General features: G+C 72.9%; 16 protein-coding genes. 11 read left to right on the forward strand and 5 right to left on the reverse strand.

The genetic code is table 11. The features are described 5' to 3' along the window. The first annotated feature begins 120 nt into the window (after positions 1-120). Positions 121-1,353 carry an 8-amino-7-oxononanoate synthase gene (locus tag ACH4PU_RS27215; protein ID WP_398277319.1) on the forward strand — a complete coding sequence of 411 codons (1,233 nt, stop codon included), beginning with the start codon at positions 121-123 and terminating at the stop codon, positions 1,351-1,353. Between the two features lie 29 nt (positions 1,354-1,382). Here ACH4PU_RS27215 and ACH4PU_RS27220 read toward each other — a convergent pair whose 3' ends face one another. Beyond that, the gene (locus tag ACH4PU_RS27220) at positions 1,383-1,646 is read right to left on the reverse strand and encodes a DUF397 domain-containing protein (RefSeq protein WP_398277322.1); all 264 of its coding nucleotides are present in this window, start codon (positions 1,644-1,646) and stop codon (positions 1,383-1,385) included. 54 nt (positions 1,647-1,700) lie between these two features. Then, positions 1,701-2,594 carry a helix-turn-helix domain-containing protein gene (locus tag ACH4PU_RS27225; protein ID WP_398277325.1) on the reverse strand — a complete coding sequence of 298 codons (894 nt, stop codon included), beginning with the start codon at positions 2,592-2,594 and terminating at the stop codon, positions 1,701-1,703. Between the two features lie 375 nt (positions 2,595-2,969). On the opposite strand from ACH4PU_RS27225, the gene ACH4PU_RS27230 reads away from it, so the two are divergent. Further along, positions 2,970-3,398, forward strand: a complete 429-nt coding sequence (locus ACH4PU_RS27230; protein WP_004946364.1) for an ATP-binding protein — start codon at positions 2,970-2,972, stop codon at positions 3,396-3,398. 72 nt (positions 3,399-3,470) lie between these two features. Here the strand turns inward: ACH4PU_RS27230 and ACH4PU_RS27235 are convergent, their stop codons facing one another. From ACH4PU_RS27235 to ACH4PU_RS27245, 3 genes are all read right to left on the reverse strand, one after another. Further along, positions 3,471-3,941: a C40 family peptidase gene (locus tag ACH4PU_RS27235; RefSeq protein WP_185942970.1), complete on the reverse strand. Its 471-nt coding sequence runs from the start codon at positions 3,939-3,941 to the stop codon at positions 3,471-3,473. Positions 3,942-4,422: 481 nt separating this feature from the next. Then, entirely contained in the window at positions 4,423-4,767 is a 345-nt protein-coding gene (locus ACH4PU_RS27240) for a hypothetical protein (protein ID WP_398277330.1), read from the reverse strand. Positions 4,768-4,772: 5 nt separating this feature from the next. Continuing rightward, complete coding sequence (locus ACH4PU_RS27245) at positions 4,773-5,408, reverse strand: ATP-dependent Clp protease proteolytic subunit (protein WP_398277333.1); 636 nt, start codon at positions 5,406-5,408, stop codon at positions 4,773-4,775. Positions 5,409-5,524: 116 nt separating this feature from the next. On the opposite strand from ACH4PU_RS27245, the gene ACH4PU_RS27250 reads away from it, so the two are divergent. The 9 genes from ACH4PU_RS27250 (at position 5,525) to ACH4PU_RS27290 (ending at position 12,833) form a co-directional block, all read left to right on the forward strand. After that, complete coding sequence (locus ACH4PU_RS27250; RefSeq protein ID WP_398277336.1) at positions 5,525-5,839, forward strand: type II toxin-antitoxin system Phd/YefM family antitoxin; 315 nt, start codon at positions 5,525-5,527, stop codon at positions 5,837-5,839. 36 nt (positions 5,840-5,875) lie between these two features. Next, entirely contained in the window at positions 5,876-6,097 is a 222-nt protein-coding gene (locus tag ACH4PU_RS27255) for an Lrp/AsnC ligand binding domain-containing protein (protein WP_398277715.1), read from the forward strand. A 175-nt stretch (positions 6,098-6,272) separates the two neighbouring features. Beyond that, positions 6,273-6,575 (forward strand): urease subunit gamma, encoded by a 303-nt coding sequence (locus ACH4PU_RS27260; RefSeq protein ID WP_004946319.1) that lies wholly within the window; start codon positions 6,273-6,275, stop codon positions 6,573-6,575. Positions 6,576-6,604: 29 nt separating this feature from the next. Then, the gene (locus ACH4PU_RS27265; protein ID WP_185942993.1) at positions 6,605-6,916 is read left to right on the forward strand and encodes an urease subunit beta; all 312 of its coding nucleotides are present in this window, start codon (positions 6,605-6,607) and stop codon (positions 6,914-6,916) included. Further along, the gene (locus ACH4PU_RS27270; RefSeq protein ID WP_398277339.1) at positions 6,909-8,654 is read left to right on the forward strand and encodes an urease subunit alpha; all 1,746 of its coding nucleotides are present in this window, start codon (positions 6,909-6,911) and stop codon (positions 8,652-8,654) included. Before ACH4PU_RS27265 ends, ACH4PU_RS27270 begins: the two co-directional genes overlap by 8 nt. After that, on the forward strand, positions 8,654-9,346 hold the full coding sequence (locus tag ACH4PU_RS27275; RefSeq protein ID WP_398277342.1) for an urease accessory protein UreF: 693 nt from the start codon (positions 8,654-8,656) through the stop codon (positions 9,344-9,346). Before ACH4PU_RS27270 ends, ACH4PU_RS27275 begins: the two co-directional genes overlap by 1 nt. Positions 9,347-9,572: 226 nt before the next feature. Continuing rightward, positions 9,573-10,268 carry an urease accessory protein UreG gene (gene ureG / locus ACH4PU_RS27280; protein ID WP_398277345.1) on the forward strand — a complete coding sequence of 232 codons (696 nt, stop codon included), beginning with the start codon at positions 9,573-9,575 and terminating at the stop codon, positions 10,266-10,268. Next, positions 10,265-11,101, forward strand: a complete 837-nt coding sequence (locus tag ACH4PU_RS27285) for an urease accessory protein UreD (protein WP_398277348.1) — start codon at positions 10,265-10,267, stop codon at positions 11,099-11,101. Before ureG ends, ACH4PU_RS27285 begins: the two co-directional genes overlap by 4 nt. A gap of 181 nt (positions 11,102-11,282) precedes the next feature. Beyond that, positions 11,283-12,833 (forward strand): alpha/beta hydrolase, encoded by a 1,551-nt coding sequence (locus ACH4PU_RS27290; protein ID WP_398277719.1) that lies wholly within the window; start codon positions 11,283-11,285, stop codon positions 12,831-12,833. Positions 12,834-12,841 lie beyond the last annotated feature (8 nt).

A 12,841-nucleotide genomic window follows, 5' to 3' on the forward strand; every position in this document is an offset into this window, starting at 1 on the left:
CCCTGTAGATCCCCTACGGATCCCCCTGTGGATCCCCTTAGGCGGCACCCGGACCGGCGCGGTGCGCACACCCGTAGCAGACACCCCCAACCAGGGACCGCACAGGAGCCGGGACGGCCGATGCCCCACGACAGCGCCCACAGCCCCGACAGCGTCTTCAGTGTTTTCGAGTGGATCGACGAACAGCACCGGGCGCGCCGCGACGCGGGCCTCGTCCGCACCCTGCGCCCCCGTCCCGCCCGTCCCTCGGGCGACACCTCCACCACCGACCTCGCCGGCAACGACTACCTGGGCCTGTGCCGCCATCCGCGCGTCACCCGGGCCGCCGCCGCGGCGGCCCACCGCTGGGGCGCCGGCGCCACCGGCTCCCGCCTGGTCAGCGGCAGCACCGAGCTGCACGCCGAACTCGAACGGAGCCTCGCCGAGTTCTGCGGCTTCGAGGCAGCGCTCGTCCTCTCCTCCGGGTACGCCGCCAACCTGGCCGCCGTCACCGCCCTCGCCGCGCCCCCGGACCCGGCGGGCACCCCGTCGCTGCTGGTCTCCGACGAGGGCAACCACGCCTCGCTGATCGACGGCTGCCGGCTCGCCCGCGCCCGGAAGGCCGTCGTCCCGCACGCCGACCCGGCCGCCGTCCGCAAGGCCCTGACCGCCCACCCGGGCCGGGCCCTGGTGGTCACCGACTCCGTGTTCTCCGTCGACGGCGACGCCGCGCCGCTCGCCGGCCTGGCACGGGTGTGCCGGGAGCGCGGCGCGGGGCTGCTGGTGGACGACGCGCACGGGCTCGGCGTCCTGGGGGAGGGGGGCCGCGGCGCGCCGTACGCCGCCGGACTGGCCGGGGCCGCGGACGTGGTGGCCACCGTCACCCTCTCCAAGTCGCTGGGCGCCCAGGGTGGCGCGGTGCTCGGCCCCGCGCGCGTCATCACCCACCTCGTCAACACCGCCCGCACCTTCGTCTTCGACACCGGGCTCGCGCCCGCCGCCGCCGGGGCGGCCCTGGCGGCCCTGGACGTACTGCGCCGGGAGCCGGACCGGGTGACCCGGGTCCGCGCGGTGGCCGGCGGGCTGCACCGGCGGCTGACGGAGGCCGGGTTCACCGCCGTACGCCCTGACGCGGCCGTGGTCTCGGTCCGCGCCCCCACACCGGAGGCGGCCGTGCGCTGGCAGGCCGCCTGCCGGGCGGAGGGGCTCGCGGTGGGCTGCTTCCGCCCGCCCTCCGTGCCGGACGGCGTCTCCCGGCTGCGGCTGACCGCCCGCGCCGACCTCTCGGACCACGAGGTCGAACGGGCGGTCGCGACGATCGTCCGGACCGCCCCGGCGGCAGCACGCGGGCTCCGGCCGGAGCGGGGGCTTTAACGGGGCTTCAACGGGACTCTAAAGGGACTCTAAGGGGAGGGGCACGGGAGGGACCGGCCGCAGCGCGCCTCACCCGCCGGCGTGCGCAGCAGTGTGACGAACGGCCTCCAGGCGGCGGCCCCGACCGTCATCCACGGCCCCGCCGGCCGCTTGGAGTCGCGCACGGCGAGGCCGCCGCCGGCCAGGACGGCGGCCTCGACGCAGTTGTTCATCCCGGTGCTGTGGCTGCTGTGCCGCCACTCGGCCGCACGCGGAACCGGACGAGAAGGTACGTACCGCGACGGTGCGGACATGGCGCCTCCCTGCGCGTCCTCGTGTGGTCGGGCACCCCGTGGGTCCGGGGCGGATCACCGTGTGCGGTCGCGGCCCGCCGCGACCTCGGCGATGTACTCCAGGGACTCTTCGTGCGAGAGGGCGTGCGCCCGGAGCGTGGTGAACGCGGCGCCGTACGCCCTGAGGTCTTCTTTCCGCTCCAGATAGAGGCTACTCGTCAAATGGTCGAGAACCACCACGTCCAGATCGGCGATGCGCGGAAAGGAGAAGATAACGAAAGGCCCGGTGATACCGATGTGGTTGCCCCGGGTGAACGGGAGGACGTGCAGCCGCACATGAGGCAGGAGACCCGTCTCCAGCAAGTGCCCCAACTGCCCCGCCATCACCTCGGGACCGCCCACCTCGTGCCGCAGCACCGCCTCGTCCAGGATCGCGCACAGCTCCAGCGGCCGGGCCCGGCGCAGCACCGACTGCCGTGCCATGCGCACCCGGACGAGCTCATCGACCTGCCGCTCGGGCGGGTCGCCCAGCGCGGCCCGGGTCACCGCCCGGGCGTACGCCGGGGTCTGGAGCAGGCCGGGCACCACGGTGGTCTCCAGGGTGCGCGAGCGCGAGGCCTCCGACTCCAGGCTGATGAAGTCCAGGTAGGCGGAAGGCAGCAGATCGCGGTACGCGTACCACCAGCCGCGCCGCGACCCGGAACCGCCGTCGCCCGGGCCCGTGGAGTCCGCGCCGCACAAGGCACCGAGCAGGGCCCGGAGTTCGGGGTCCGAGACCCGGTAGGCGTCCAGCAGCCGGGTGACGTCGGCCGGCTTGGCGCCGCTGCTGCCGGTCTCGATGCGGCTCACCTTCGACTGGTGCCAGCCGACCGCGTCGGCGGCCTGCCGGCTGGTCATGCCGGTCAGTTCGCGCTGGCGGCGCAGTTCGGCACCGAGTTTGCGGCGGCGTACCGCCGGTCCGTACCGCAACGGCCGTCCCTCCCCTCGTGCGTCGTACGGGCGGGCGTGCCGTACGTCCTCGCCTGCGTACCCCTGAGTCGGCGCGTGCTCCTGAGGCCAGGCGTACCCCTGGGGCTGCGCGTCCCTCTGAGTCAATAGACCATCGATCCGCTCACCTACGGTCTGCCGGCGCAGAGTTCACCGCTTTGAGCGACAGATATATGCACATCTCGGTGGATCGCACCCATCACGGGCGTTATCAGTGGCACTCTGACGTGAAGAGCCGCCCGTGGGCCTCTCCCGACCGGTCCTGTTCACCCCGCGTGCCCGCACGCACCGCCCCGGGAGCCCGCCCTGGTGGGACCGGGTGGAACCGGATGAAACCCGGCGGAAAGGGTCAGTGACATGGCAGATCTCCAGGAAGCGTCCGTCACTCTGCCGAGCGCCCCCGCCTCGGTGTCCACGGCCCGCCGCTATGTCGCGTCCGTCCTGGCGGGATGGGGTCTGCCGGACGGTACGGAGATCGCAGAGGCGGTGCGGCTGATCGTCTCCGAGCTGGCCACCAACGCCGTGCAGCACACCCGCGGCCAGTCCCCCACCTTCACCGTGGATGTGCTGCTCGAACGGGACGAAGAGCTGCGTATCGGGGTCACCGACAGCCATCCCCGTCACCCCCGCCGGCTGCCCGCCGCGGTCCAGCAGGACAACGGGCGGGGGTTGGTGATCGTCCGCTGGCTCGCCGCCGAGCGCGGCGGCCGGTTCTGTGTGACACCGACCGCCGAGGGCGGCAAGACGGTGTGGATCCGCCTTCCGTGGACCGTGCCGGTGCGGTGACGGCGGGGGTCCCCCGCCCGACCGGCGGTCTCGGGTCGCTCGGCTCGGGACGCCCGGGCCGGATCACCCGGCTCAGGTCACCCGGCCGTACCAGACGCTGTTCGTCCAGATCCGCTCCAGGCGGACGACGGAACCGGTCTTGGGGGCGTGCCACATCTTGCCGCCCCCGGCGTATATCCCGACGTGGTAGACGCCCCGCCCGGAGTGGAAGAAGACCAGGTCGCCCTCTTCACGGGCGGACCGGGGGATGTGGCGGGTGCGGTTGTACTGGGCAGCGGCGGTGCGGGGCAGCTGCTTGCCGGCCCGCTTGAAGGAGTAGAGGGTCAGCCCCGAGCAGTCGAAGCGGTATGGGCCCGTGGCGCCCCACTGGTAGGGCGAGCCCTGCTTGGATGCGGCGATCTGCAGTGCCCTGACCGAGACGGATGCCGCCTCCGCCTTGGAGGTGCCGCCCGGCGTCAGGAACGAGACGCCGACGGCGGCCAGGGTCAGGGCCGATGCGGCCTTGGCTTTGGACAGCCTTGCGGGACGTTTGTGCGCGCCCATGCGCATACCCTTCGTCAGCCGCCTGTGAAGGATTGCCTGTCGGGTTCGGGCAGGCGAAGAATGCCCGGCCGCCTGGGCGGCTTCACCCCAAGGGGCGGCTCCGGGGAGCCGTCCCGCCGTGCTCGGGTCCTCCATCCCTGCCGATGCACTCCTCGTCGACCCGCCCCGGCGGCGGCAGGGTTCGGCGTCCGCCGGGACCGCCCCGCCGTGTGGCGGGGGCTTGTCGTCCCGAGGATCTTGGCGCAGGGGCGGCCGGCTTTCCGAGCGGAACCCCGGTTATGTGAGCCTCGTCACCTGTGGGCAATTCAGGTGGACGCAGGGCGGTTTGACCCTCATGGGAAGGCCGTGCTGAGGCCGCCACCTGCGCCGGTTACGGATCACTCGAGCGCGGAGTGCGCGCGCCGCTGAGAGTGATCACCGCAGCGCGTCTACGATCGCGTCCGCTGTCTGGAGGAATCCTGTTGAAAAGCGTTTCCGCTTCTCAACTCGCGGATGGCGGCGGCAACATCACCCGGCGCGCACGGCGCTCTCCGTCGAGGGCGCGCAACGCGCGTGCCATTGTCCCCGTGTACACCTCCCGTTCACCGCGTTCGAACATGACCGTGAGGGCGTCCCGCAGTCCCGTACTCGCGACCACCAGAGCCTGCGCGGCTCGTAGCCCTCCGTACGTGCCCTGTACCCGCGCGGGATTGATCCTGCCGAGGAGATCCAGTACTTCGAGGTACCGGTCCACCACCTCGCCCTCGGCGCGGGTCAGGGCGGGCAGTGGCGGCCAGTCGGGCCAGATGCCGCGCGCCTCGTTCGTCCCGTCCGCTCCGTCTTTCACCTCCGTCACCGCCCGGCCGGCTGCGTCGGCCAGGCGGCGCGGTTCTCGACGACCCGGTCGGCCAGGCCGTAGGCCACCGCCGCCGGGGCGTCGAAGACCGTGTCCCGGTCGGTGTCGGCCAGAATCCGCTCGACGTCCCGTCCGGTGTACCGAGCCAGCAACTCCGCCTGCGTGGACCGCCGGCGCAGCAGCTCCTCGGCGTGGATCACCAGGTCGGAGGGGGTGCCGCGGACCGGCTCCGGCAGGGAGGGCGGGCCGATGAGCACCCGGGCGTGCGGCAGCACCGCCCGCTTGCCCGGGGTGCCGGCGGCGAGCAGCAGGGCGGCGGCCGGACCGGCCTGGCCCAGGCAGACGGTCTCGATGTCGCAGGCGATGTAGCGCAGGGTGTCGTGCACGGCGCACAGGGCGGCGAAGGAGCCGCCGGGGGAGTTGATGTAGAGCGAGACGTCCCGGTCGGGCGCCGCGTGCTCCAGGTGCATCAGCTGGGCGATCACGTCCGTGGCGGCGGTGTCGTCGACCTCCGTGCCCAGCATGACGATCCGCTCCGACAGGAGTTTCGCGTAGGGATCGAGCGTGCGGCGGCCGTCGGTGGTGCGCTCGGTGAACTCCGGCAGGACGTGGCGGGACGTGTACGGGATCACGGCTGGCCTCCAGGGCGTGGTCGACGCGGGCGTGCTGCGGTGGACGGCCCGCCGGTCCTGATCGCGACGCCGTCTGTAAAAAATGTACAGGACGTACGTACCGATAGAATGGGGTCATGGCCTACGAGATTCCTGTGACGCAAGCCCGAGCCGAGCTGGCGGAGCTGATCAACCGCGTCGTCTACGGCGGCGAGCGGGTCGTCGTGACGCGCCACGGGAAGCCCCTGGTCGCCCTGGTGTCCGCCGCCGACCTGGAGCGGCTGGAGCGGCGCGAGGCGGAAGCGGAGGCGGAGGCGGACGAGCGGGCCGCGGACGAGCCGGTGATCAGCACCGTCTCGACGGTGCGGAACCTTCCGTCCGCTCCCGGCGAACCCGGCCGGTTCGGGATCGCGGCCGAGTACCGCGACCCGGGGAGTGGCTCCCGGCGCTGAGGGGCAGCCCGGCGCCCCGGTGGCGGTCGTACTCGGATCAGCCGAAAAACGTGCCGGCGAGCAGCACATGGACGAGGGTGCCGGCGAGGACGGACAGCGGGACGCCGCGCGTTCGGCACGCCCGACTACTACCTGCGGGTGCTGGTCGCCGACTACGCCGCCTACGAGGCGTTCCAGACGAAGAAGATCATCGGCATTCCCGGCGTCGCCCGGGTCATCTCCCAGCCGACCATGAAGAAGATCAAGGTGATCGACTGAGTCCGGGTGCTGACCGACTCCTTTCGTCATGGCGCCGCAAAGCGTCGGTTAACACGGTGGAAAAGCTTGCGCAGTAAGTTGCAATCACCGGCCCCCGGGCGGGTTCGCGCCCGTCGGCACCGTGCTGAACTGGGGTAACGTCCCGCTGCGTTCGGACGACAGTGAGGTGGGACCTGTGCGACTGACCCCGCACGAGCAGGAGCGGCTGCTGATCCATGTGGCCGCCGACGTGGCCGAGAAGCGCCGGGCCCGCGGACTGCTCCTCAACCACCCCGAGGCCGTCGCCCTCATCACCGCGCACGTCCTGGAGGGCGCCCGCGACGGCCGGACGGTGGCCGAACTCATGGCGTCCGGACGGAAGGTGCTCACCCGGGACGAGGTCATGCCCGGCATCCCCGAGATGATCCCCGACGTCCAGGTCGAGGCCACCTTCCCGGACGGGACCAAGCTCGTCACCGTCCACGAGCCCATAGCCTGACGAGGGGGAACCCCATGACCGTCGACGCCCTGATACCCGGTCAGGTCTTCCACGCGGACGAGCCCGTCCGCCTCAACGAAGGCCTGCACCGCACCCGGATCACCGTGCTCAACGCCGCCGACCGGCCCGTGCAGGTGGGCTCGCACTACCACTTCGCCGAGGCCAACCCGGGCCTGGACTTCGACCGGGCCGCCGCCCACGGCAAACGGCTCGACATCCCGGCCGGCACCGCCGTCCGCTTCGAACCGGGCATCCCGGTGGAGGTGGACCTCGTCCCCCTGGCCGGCAAGCGGATCGTCCCGGGGCTGCGCGGCGCCTGCGGGGGCCAGCTCGATGGCTGATGCGACGGTCCCCGGACCGCCCCGGCTCGACCGGGCCGCGTACGCCGCCCTCTACGGTCCCACCACCGGCGACCGCATCCGCCTCGCCGACACCAGCCTCCTGATCGAGGTGGAGGAGGACCGCTGCGGCGGGCCCGGACGGGCGGGCGACGAGGCGGTGTTCGGCGGCGGCAAGGTCATCCGCGAGTCCATGGGCCAGTCCCGGGCGACCCGGGCCGAGGGTGCCCCCGACACCGTCATCACGGGTGCGGTGGTCCTCGACCACTGGGGCGTCGTCAAGGCCGACGTGGGGATCCGCGACGGCCGGATCACCGGCGTCGGCAAGGCGGGCAACCCCGACACCATGGACGGCGTCCACCCCGACCTGGTGATCGGCCCCGAGACCGAGATCATCTCGGGCAACGGGCGCATCCTCACCGCCGGAGCCGTCGACGCCCACGTCCACTTCATCTGCCCGCAGGCCGCCGAGACCGCCCTCGCCACCGGGGTCACCACCCTCGTCGGCGGCGGCACCGGCCCGGCGGAGGGCAGCAAGGCCACCACCGTCACCCCCGGCGCCTGGCACCTCGCCCGGATGTTCGAGGCGATGGAGGCGTACCCCGTCAACATCGGGCTGCTGGGCAAGGGCAACACCGTCTCGTACGACGCCATGCGCGCCCAACTGCGCGGCGGGGCCGTCGGATTCAAGATCCACGAGGACTGGGGGGCGACCCCCGCCGTCATCGACGCCTGCCTCTCCGTGTGCGAGGAGAGCGGCGCCCAGCTCGCCATCCACACCGACACCCTCAACGAGGCCGGGTTCGTCGGCGATACCCTCGCCGCCATCGCCGGGCGCTCCATCCACGCCTACCACACCGAGGGTGCGGGCGGCGGACACGCGCCCGACATCATCACCGTCGTCTCCGAACCCAACGTCCTGCCCAGCTCCACCAACCCCACCCGGCCGCACACCGTCAACACCGTCGAGGAACACCTCGACATGCTGATGGTCTGTCACCACCTCAACCCCGCCGTCCCCGAGGACCTGGCCTTCGCCGAGTCCCGCATCCGCCCCGGCACCATCGCCGCCGAGGACGTCCTCCACGACCTCGGCGCCATCTCCATCGTCTCCTCCGACTCCCAGGCCATGGGCCGGATCGGGGAGACCGTGCTGCGCACCTGGCAGACGGCTCACGTGATGAAGGCCCGGCGCGGCCCGCTGCCCGGCGACGGCCCGGCCGACAACCGGCGGGCCCGCCGCTACGTCGCCAAGTACACGATCAACCCGGCCGTGGCCCAGGGCCTCGACCACGAGATCGGCTCGGTCGAGGAGGGCAAACTCGCCGACCTGGTGCTGTGGGAACCGGCGTTCTTCGGCGTCCGGCCGCTGCTCGTCCTCAAGGGCGGGCAGATCGCCTGGGCGCAGATGGGTGACGCCAACGCCTCCATCCCCACGCCGCAACCGGTGCTGCCCCGGCCGATGTTCGGGGCGGTGGGCCGCGCCCCCGCCGCCACCTCCCTCAACTTCGTCACCCAGTGGGCCCTCGACGACGGCCTCCCCGAACGCCTCGGCCTCGGCAAGCGCTTCCTGCCCATCCGCGACACCCGGGGCGTCACCAAGGCGGACATGCGCGAGAACGACGCCCGGCCGCGTGTCGAGGTCGACCCGGACACCTTCACCGTCACCGTCGACGGCGATCCGGTGGAGCCGAGCCCGGTGGCGGAACTCCCGATGGCCCAGCGCTACTTCCTCTTCTGATGACGGGCTTCGACACCACCGCCCTCGGCCCGCTGCTCGTCCTCGCCGACGGGCGGTTCCCCGCGGGCGGCCACGCGCACTCCGGCGGAGCGGAGGCGGCCGTCGCGGCGGGCCGCATCCGGGACGCGGCCGACCTGGAGGAGTTCTGCCGCGGCCGGCTGCACACCGCCGGGCTGACCGCCGCCGCCCTGGCCGCCGCGGCCGCCGCGGGTGCGGACCCGCTCGCGCTCGACGAGGCCGCCGACGCGCGGACGCCGTCCCCGGCCCTGCGCGCCACCGTCCGCCGCCTCGGCCGGCAGCTGATGCGCGCCGCGCGGGCGGCCTGGCCCTCGCCCGCCCTCGACGCCCTCGCCGCGGCCCGGCCGCGCGGCGCCCACCAGCCCGTCGTCCTCGGCGTCACCGCTCGTGCGGCGGGGCTGGGGGCGGGGGCCGCCGCGTATGCGGCCGGGTACGAGGCGATCGGTGGGCCCGCCACGGCTGTTGTGCGCCTCCTCGGCCTCGACCCGTTTGACGCGACGGCCGTCCTGGCGCGGCTGGCGCCGGAGCTTGACGCTGTCGCGGCGGGGGCCGCGGCGGTGGGGGTGCGGGTCTTGGAGGAGGGGGCGGATGTGTTGCCGGCTGCTTCGGCGCCGCTGCTGGATGTGATGGCGGAGGTGCATGCGGGGTGGCCGGTGCGGCTGTTCGCTTCGTAGGGGGTGCCCCGGTCCCGCCCTTTCGCCGTTTCCTGGGGGCCAAGCCCCCAGACCCCCGAATACCGCGCTCCGCGCGGTTGTCCTCAAACGCCGGACGGGCTGAAGAGCCCGTCCCGGGGGTGCGGGGCGGAGCCCCCGCAAGAAGCGGTGAATGGGGGCGCCCCCTCTGGAGGAGGGGCCGGGGCACCCCAAAAGACCGTAACCACCCACCTAAGGGAGACCCCACATGCACCTCGACCACCCCACCACCCCCTACCCCCACCGCCACACCTACTCAACCCAACCCGCCCTCCGCGCGGACGGCTCGCGCCGAGCGCTTCGCATCGGCCTCGGCGGTCCCGTAGGCACCGGCAAGACGGCAACCGTCGCCGCCCTCTGCCGAGCCCTCCGTGACGAACTCTCGATCGCGGTCGTGACCAACGACATCTACACCCGCGAGGACGCCGAGTTCCTCCTCCGCAACGCCGTCCTGCCGCCGGAGCGCATCACGGCCGTGGAGACGGGCGCCTGCCCGCACACCGCGATCCGGGACGACATCTCGGCCAACCTCGAGGCCATCGAGGACCTCGAGGACACCGTCGAAGGTCCCCTCGACCTCGTCCTCGTCGAGTCGGGCGGCGACAACCTCACCGCCACCTTCTCCAAGGGCCTCGTGGACGCGCAGATCTTCGTGATCGACGTGGCGGGCGGCGACGACATCCCCCGCAAGGGCGGCCCGGGCATCACCGGCGCGGATCTCCTCGTCGTCAACAAGACGGACCTCGCGCCGTACGTCGGCGTCGACCTCGACGGCATGGCGCGCGACGCCAAGGCCCAACGCGGGGACCTGCCGGTGGCGTTCACGTCGCTCGCCACCGAGGGCGGCGTCGCGCCGGTGCGGGACTGGGTGCGCGAGCGGCTCGCCGCATGGCGCCGGGCATGACCACCGCCCAAGTCGCCGGGCCGCGGCCGCCGGCGGCCGCCGTCCGGGCCGCCGCCCGCTTCGTCGCGGCCCCGGACGGCCGCGGTGGCACGGCGCTCCCCGTCCTGGCCGGCGAGGCGCCGTTCGCGCTCCGCAGGACCGGCCGGCGCGGCCCGGTGGCGCACGTCGCGCTGGTCGGCGCGATGAGCGCGCCGCTCGGCGGCGACCGGCTGACGCTGACCGCGGCCGTCGAGCCCGGCGCCGCGCTCCGCTTCACCACCACGGCCGCCACCCTCGCCCTGCCCGGCCGGACGGGCGCCCCGGCCGCGTACGACATCCGGATCACCGTCGGGGACGGTGCGACGCTGCACTGGCTCCCCGAGCCGCTGATCTCCGCCGCGGGCAGCCACCTGCGGACGACGACCCGCGTCGAACTCGCCCCCACGGCCCGGCTGCTGTTCCGCGAGGAGCAGGTGCTCGGCCGCGCGGGCGAGCCGGCCGGCCGGCTCACCACCCGGCTGACGGTCCACCGCGCCGGCCGCCCGCTCTACGACCAGGAGCTGGCCTACGGGCCGGGGGCGCCCGGCTGGGACGGCGGCGCGGTCCTCGGCGGTCACCGGGCGGTGGGGCAGCTCCTCGCCGTCGACCCGGCCTTCGGTGACGCGCCGCCGCCGGTGACGCCGCCGCACACGGCCGAGGGGGCCGTGGCCGCGACCATGCCGCTCGCCGGCCCGGCCGTCGTGGTGAGCGCCGTGGCGTCGGACGCCCTCCGGCTGCGCGCGCTCCTGCGCACGGCGGAAAGGGCGCTGACGCACGAGGGTGACGAAGGACGCCTCAGGAGGCATCCGGCATGACGTCATCCTTACGGATTAGTAAAGATTCACCCGAACAACCTGTCCATCTTGGTACGGGAGACGGAATCATCCCTGGTGCAGCTCTGTGATCATCGCCGTCCCGATCCGAGGACGGCGTTCCCAGCAGGGGGATTCCCACGTGAGACCTAAAGCGATACTCGGCGCGGCCACCGGCACCGTGATGACCGGCGCCCTCGTCGCGGGCTTCCTGGCCGCTCCGTCGGCCGGCGCCACCGAGCGCGTGCCCGGCGGCGCCGCCGAGGCCAAGGGCGTGCAGGCCGCCGCCGCGAAGGCGGCGAAGACGGGCATCAAGTGGCAGGACTGTCCCGCCACCTGGGGCCTGGAGAAGCCCATCCAGTGCGGTTGGGTGACCGTTCCGGTCGACTACGCCAAGCCGAACGGCCCGACGATCAAGATCGCCGTGGACCGCGTCCACTCCACCGGCACCGCCAAGGAGCGCCAGGGCTCGCTGGTCTACAACCCGGGCGGCCCGGGCGGTTCCGGCCTGAAGTTCCCGCGCAAGGTCACGACGAAGAACCCCATCTACACCAAGGTCGCCAAGGCCTACGACTTCGTCGGCTTCGACCCGCGCGGTGTGGGCAAGTCCGCCCCGATCTCCTGCGTCGACCCCAAGCAGTTCGTCGCCGCCCCCAAGGCCGACCCGGTGCCGGGCAGCGAGGCGGACAAGCTGGCGCAGCGCAAGCTCGCCAAGCAGTACGCGGACGGCTGCGCCAAGCGCAGCGGCAAGATGCTGCCGTACATGACGACGATGAACACCGCCCGCGACCTCGACGTCGTGCGCGCCGCCCTGGGCGAGAAGAAGCTCAACTACCTGGGCGTCTCCTACGGCACCTACCTCGGCGCCGTCTACGGCACGCTGTTCCCGGGCCACGTCCGCCGCATGATCGTGGACAGCGTCGTCAACCCGGACACCAGCAACATCTGGTACGACGCCAACCTCGAGCAGGACGTCGCCTTCGAGGGCCGCTTCAAGGACTGGGAGCAGTGGGTCGCCAAGTACGACTCCGTCTTCCACATCGGCAACAGCCAGGCCAAGGTGCACGCCCAGTGGCTGAAGCTGCGCGCCGAGGCGAAGAAGAAGCCGATCGGCGGGGTCGTCGGCCCGGCCGAGCTCATCAACTTCTTCCAGAGCGCCGCGTACTACGACTCCTCGTGGATCCCGGTCGCCGACACCTGGGCCAAGTACCGCGCCGGTGACACCAAGGCCCTCGTCGAGGCCGCCGGTCCGGACCTCGCCGGTGCCGTCTCCGCCGAGAACGGCAACGCCGTCTACACGGCCGTCGAGTGCGCCGACGCCAAGTGGCCCACCAGCTGGAAGAAGTGGGACCGCGACAACACCCGCATCCACCGCCAGGCCCCCTTCATGACCTGGGCCAACGCCTGGATGAACCTCCCCTGCGCCACCTGGAAGGGCCCGCAGGGCACGCCCCTCGAGGTCAAGACCTACAAGGGCCTGCCGCAGACCCTCATCGTGCAGTCCACCCGCGACGCCGCCACCCCCTACGTCGGCGCGGTCGAGCTGCACAAGCGCTTCCAGGGCTCCCGTCTGATCACGGAGAAGGGCGCCGGCTCGCACGGCGTCACCGGGCTCGTCAACCCCTGCATCAACAACCGGGTCGACACCTACCTGCTCACCGGCAAGGTCGACGCCAAGGACGTCACGTGCACCCCGCACGCCGTCCCGGCGCCGAAGGCCGCCGCCGCCAAGTAACAGGCCGA

It is taken from the genome of Streptomyces sp. NPDC021100 (assembly GCF_044333095.1).
In the GTDB taxonomy this organism is placed as follows: domain Bacteria; phylum Actinomycetota; class Actinomycetes; order Streptomycetales; family Streptomycetaceae; genus Streptomyces.

Coding starts and splice junctions, on each gene's coding strand:
- ACH4PU_RS27215 (WP_398277319.1), top strand. CDS start 121: ATGCCCCACGACAGCGCCCACAGCCCCGACAGCGTCTTCAGTGTTTTC.
- ureG (WP_398277345.1), top strand. CDS start 9,573: ATGCACCTCGACCACCCCACCACCCCCTACCCCCACCGCCACACCTAC.
- ACH4PU_RS27220 (WP_398277322.1), bottom strand. CDS start 1,646: ATGTCCGCACCGTCGCGGTACGTACCTTCTCGTCCGGTTCCGCGTGCG.
- ACH4PU_RS27230 (WP_004946364.1), top strand. CDS start 2,970: ATGGCAGATCTCCAGGAAGCGTCCGTCACTCTGCCGAGCGCCCCCGCC.
- ACH4PU_RS27275 (WP_398277342.1), top strand. CDS start 8,654: ATGACGGGCTTCGACACCACCGCCCTCGGCCCGCTGCTCGTCCTCGCC.
- ACH4PU_RS27235 (WP_185942970.1), bottom strand. CDS start 3,941: ATGGGCGCGCACAAACGTCCCGCAAGGCTGTCCAAAGCCAAGGCCGCA.
- ACH4PU_RS27285 (WP_398277348.1), top strand. CDS start 10,265: ATGACCACCGCCCAAGTCGCCGGGCCGCGGCCGCCGGCGGCCGCCGTC.
- ACH4PU_RS27290 (WP_398277719.1), top strand. CDS start 11,283: ATGACCGGCGCCCTCGTCGCGGGCTTCCTGGCCGCTCCGTCGGCCGGC.
- ACH4PU_RS27250 (WP_398277336.1), top strand. CDS start 5,525: ATGGCCTACGAGATTCCTGTGACGCAAGCCCGAGCCGAGCTGGCGGAG.
- ACH4PU_RS27270 (WP_398277339.1), top strand. CDS start 6,909: ATGGCTGATGCGACGGTCCCCGGACCGCCCCGGCTCGACCGGGCCGCG.